The following is a 4,202-nucleotide window of genomic DNA, read 5'->3' on the forward strand; positions in this document are numbered from 1 at the left end:
GCCGACCTGACCGACATCGTCGGCCAGCCAGTTGACGGCATTGATGAACAGGTCTCGGTTGCCGCCCTGCTCCAGCAGACCGTTATGGGCAAAATCGACATCGCCGAAGACCACGATCCGGCCGGGCGGTCCCTGGTGGTCTCCGTTGCTCAGAATCACCTCTCCGGCAATCGGCACCGGGCCGCGCAGGTCGCGGCCAGGAACAAAGCGCAAATCCTGCTCGGCTGAAATGCGCCGTTCGGCGCTGCCGAAGCCGGACGCTGAGGTTGCCAGAATGGGCGCGGCCCTGATGCCGTTGTCGAGATCCTGGCGGACCTCGACCACCCGGGACAGGGAAAAGATGGGCGGGGCATTGACCGCCTTCATGTCGTGGGTGACGGCGGTGCGTGAGGCCCGGAAGGTGATCGATTCGCCGGCATAGATCCGCTTTGTGGGATCGACCGCAATATAGTCCAACAGGTGGACCCCGTACTGCTCCAGAAAGGCGTCGAGATTCGAGGAACTCTCCGGCTCAAGCAGCACAAAAAGGCGACCGCCCCGTTTCAGAAAGGCGTCCAGGGCCTGCAACTCAAAGGGCAGGAAGGGATCTGTGGGGCCGAGCAGGACGACCACCACGGCATCGTCCGGTACGCCGGCGGTGTCGGCCAGCGCGATCTGCTTGGCGACGTAGAACTCATCCGCCATGGCGCCCCGGAGTTTGGTGTAGCCGTCTTCCGGCTGCGGATCGCTGAGATCGCCCTCGCCGTGACCAGTCGTAAAATAGATCATTTTTTCCGCGCTGCGGGTGACGTGCAGCAGGGCCGAGACCACGTCGTTCTCGCCGGAGTGCAGGAAAGACTGGCGGCGGCGTCCGGCCGACTCGAACACAATCGTGCCATACCGCCGCGCGTCGTACTGCTGGGCCGTGGCCGGGCTGCGGTTCATATCGACGATGGTGTGGCGGAAGTGGGGCGACAGGGCGTCCATGCGGCCCAGCATATCGGTCAGAAAGAAATTCTCGGGCCGGTCGGGATGGATGAAGGCGATGGCGTGGACATCCTGCTGCAAGTTTGACACCACGTACTGGGTACGGGGAGCGAGGGTGAACTTCTGTTGCAGGGTCAGGTCAATCCGCCGGTTATAGTGGGCCAGCACCGCCTGGATGGCGATCAGCATGGCCAGAAATCCGACTGTCCCGACAACGAGCTTGAGCACGTTGCGCAGATTGGCATTCATCGGCGTCCCTTCCACTGGCGGGATTCAAGCGACCGGAGGGTCAGGAAACTGAAGAACAGGACGAAGGCGAAAAAGAAGGCGATCTCTTTGGTGTCAATGAATCCCTGGGCAAAGCCCTGAAAATGGGTGACCATGGAGGTCTGGGCCAGCCAGTACAGAAAGCCGTCGCGGGTGGCGCCCTCATTCCAGCTCAGGATCCAGAAGAACAGCAGCGTACACAGCGCGGCAAAACCGGCCACTACCTGGTTGTCGGTCAGCGAGGAGATGAACAGGCCACACGCGATGCAGGCCAGGGCGATGAGGGCGAGTCCGCTATAGCCGGCCAGGACGAGGGTCCAGTTGAACGGCTGCACCCAGTAGACCAGCACGGGATAGACCGCGGTGAAGGACAGCATGAACAGGGTGGCCAGGCTGCAAGCGACGAATTTGCCCAGATACAGCTCGGCGTCCCGCATCGGATAGGTCAGCAGCAACTCGATCGTGCCCAGCCGTTTTTCTTCGGCAAACAGCCGCATGGTCAGGAACGGAATCGCCAGCAGCAGCATCAGACGGATATCGGTAAAAACGAGCTGCCAGAAGTTTTCGATGATGTTGAGGCCGAACCCGAACTGCACGTAGAAGATGAGGTCGGTATAAAAATAATAGCCGCTGACCAGCAGAAAGACGGCGGTGACCAGATAGATGAAGGGCGACAGAAAATACGAGCGGAGTTCTTTGGCGACGACAGCCCGAAAGTTCGTCAGAAAGGTGTGTGCCTGTCCCATGTGTACTCTCTCCTACGCAGGCATTCACTCCGAGCCGGTCGGGCATGCTCTCAGGCCGCTGGACGCTGTTCCTCTGTTGTCAGGCGTACAAATAACTCTTCCAGACCGGCGGTGAGCGGGTTGAGCTCGTGCAGGGACCAGCCCCGGTTGACCACCAGCTCGGCGAGTTCGTGGTTGAGCGTGCGATCCTGGGAGTGGACCAGAAAGAGGTGTCCCGGTTGCTGATCCTCTGCCGGACCGTCTTGCGGAGTGTCTTGGAGGATGACCTCACTCACCCCGGGCAGCGCCCGCAGGGCGGTCTGAATATCCTCGACCGGACCCGCCACCCGCAGCCGAGTCCGGGTAGCGGATTGCAGACGTTGGCTGAGTCCGGCCGGGGTATCCTCGGCCAGAATCTGGCCTTTATCGATAATCACCACCCGGTGGCACACCTGGGCGACCTCGGCCAGGATGTGGCTTGATAATAATACCGTCGTTTTTCCGCCCAGGCTCTTGATCAGCTCCCGCATGTCGATCAGCTGGTGGGGGTCGAGACCGATCGTGGGTTCGTCCAGAATCAAAACCTGCGGCTCACACAGCAGGGCCTGGGCCAGGCCGACCCGTTGGCGGTAGCCCTTCGACAGGGTGCCAATGTGGCGGCGGGCCATATGGCTGAGGCTGCACTCGTCGAGCACGCGCTCGACCTGCCTGCGCCGGTCTGCCCCGCCGGCCGTTTTCACCCGCGCACAGAAGCCCAGAAAGGCGCGGACCGTCATGTCCGGGTACAACACGACGTTTTCGGCCAGATAGCCGAGCTTGCGGCGCATCTCCAGAGACGCGGTTTCCACGTCGTAACCGGCCACCACGACTCGACCCTCGGTCGGCGGGAAGAAGCCGGTCAGGATGCGCATGAGCGTGGTCTTGCCCGAGCCGTTGGGGCCGAGCAGACCGACGATCTCTCCTTCCCGGACATCGAAGGACACCTGGTGGAGAGCCCGAACCTGACCGTAGTATTTGGTGACGTTGTGGACTTCAATCATGCGTGCTTCGTTCAGGCGTCTGGAGCTGCCGCATCCTCCTGGGCTGGAGTGGCGGCGGCTTGGAGTGCGTCCACTCTGGCCCGCAGGTCTTCGACTCTGTTGTCTGCCAATTCCTTCTGGCGGGTCAGCGTATCGACTTTTTCGCTGAGCTTGTTGTTCTGGTCGGTAAGGCTTTTGAGTTTCTGTTCATGTTCGGCGTTTGCCTGGCGCAGGATGCCGACCTCTCCGGGCAGGACTCCGGAGAAGAGGGTGGTGGTGAGTCCTAAGCGCTCAAACGTGATGCCGGTCAGGACCAGGGCGATCCATAACACGCCGACGCCAACATAGCCCCAGGCAAGCTTCGATAGTGATTCGTCTTCCACAAGCTGTTGTTCTTCTGCCATACGTCCCTCTCTTTATGAAAAGATATGGGGGTTTACGTAACAAAAAAGTGGAGAGGGGGAAAGGCGGTGGTCCTTATTATCGCACGGTCACTGTGGCGTGAACGGGGAGCCGCGGCCCCCCGCTCCGCGCCGAGCTTTAGCGGGCGCTCCGGATCAGGAAGTTCACCGAGAACGCTTCCGGGGTGTTAATCGGGGTCGGCTCGTTGAAGTACCACTCCTGGGTCCACTCATTCCTCGACCGGGCGTAACCGGACGGCGCGTCCCACTTGGTCGAGTGGGCCAGCTGGAGGTCCGAACCCTGACCGTGCGGGGTGAAGGCCCACACGTCTTCATAGTTGTAATTGGCGCCTTCCAGCGGGTTGGTCGGAAAGCCCTTGTACGGCGTGCCGACGTAGTTGAACAGGTTGAACCAGAACTTCCACAGCTCACCACCCTGGTCGTACATCTCGGCGAAGCTCATACCCCAGAAGTCCTTGTCGAGGTACATGATGCGCTTGGAGTAGGCGTACTGGCTGTAGGCCGACGGAATCCCTTCGACCACGTACACCGGCCGCCGTTCCCACGGCACGTTGCAGGGGATGAAGGCCATCGTGCCGGTCGTGCCGTCGGGCTCGGCGCACCAGACCTTACGGGTGCCGTACACACCAACGTGGACCGGGGCCAGGATGTCTTTTTCGGACAGCAGCCGGAAGGTCCAGTAGGAATGCTTGGAGTTGAAGCCCCACAGCGAGTCGAGGTCCATGTCGGTGCCCCAGAAGGCGTCGCTGCGGTTGGCCACACTGATGCGCCGCACACGACGCAGCTCCGGCAGGTACATGTAG

5 protein-coding genes are annotated in these 4,202 nt (G+C 61.3%); all 5 read right to left on the reverse strand.

Annotated features, from left to right (window positions below):
• Positions 1 to 1,215: GldG family protein (locus J4F42_03620; protein MCE2484579.1), on the reverse strand; the 1,215-nt coding region annotated here is incomplete at its 3' end.
• A complete protein-coding gene (locus tag J4F42_03625; protein MCE2484580.1) occupies positions 1,212 to 1,979 on the reverse strand; it encodes an ABC transporter permease subunit in 768 nt (255 codons plus the stop codon). The genes J4F42_03625 and J4F42_03620, both read right to left, overlap by 4 nt.
• 50 nt (positions 1,980 to 2,029) lie before the next feature.
• Positions 2,030 to 2,998: an ABC transporter ATP-binding protein gene (locus J4F42_03630; protein ID MCE2484581.1), complete on the reverse strand. Its 969-nt coding sequence runs from the start codon at positions 2,996 to 2,998 to the stop codon at positions 2,030 to 2,032.
• Between the two features lie 11 nt (positions 2,999 to 3,009).
• Positions 3,010 to 3,381: a hypothetical protein gene (locus J4F42_03635; protein MCE2484582.1), complete on the reverse strand. Its 372-nt coding sequence runs from the start codon at positions 3,379 to 3,381 to the stop codon at positions 3,010 to 3,012.
• A 136-nt stretch (positions 3,382 to 3,517) separates the two neighbouring features.
• On the reverse strand, positions 3,518 to 4,202 hold a 685-nt coding region (locus J4F42_03640), incomplete at its 5' end, for an outer membrane lipoprotein-sorting protein (GenBank protein MCE2484583.1).

It is taken from the genome of Desulfurellaceae bacterium (assembly GCA_021296095.1).
Lineage (GTDB): Bacteria > Desulfobacterota > Binatia > Bin18 > Bin18 > JAAXHF01.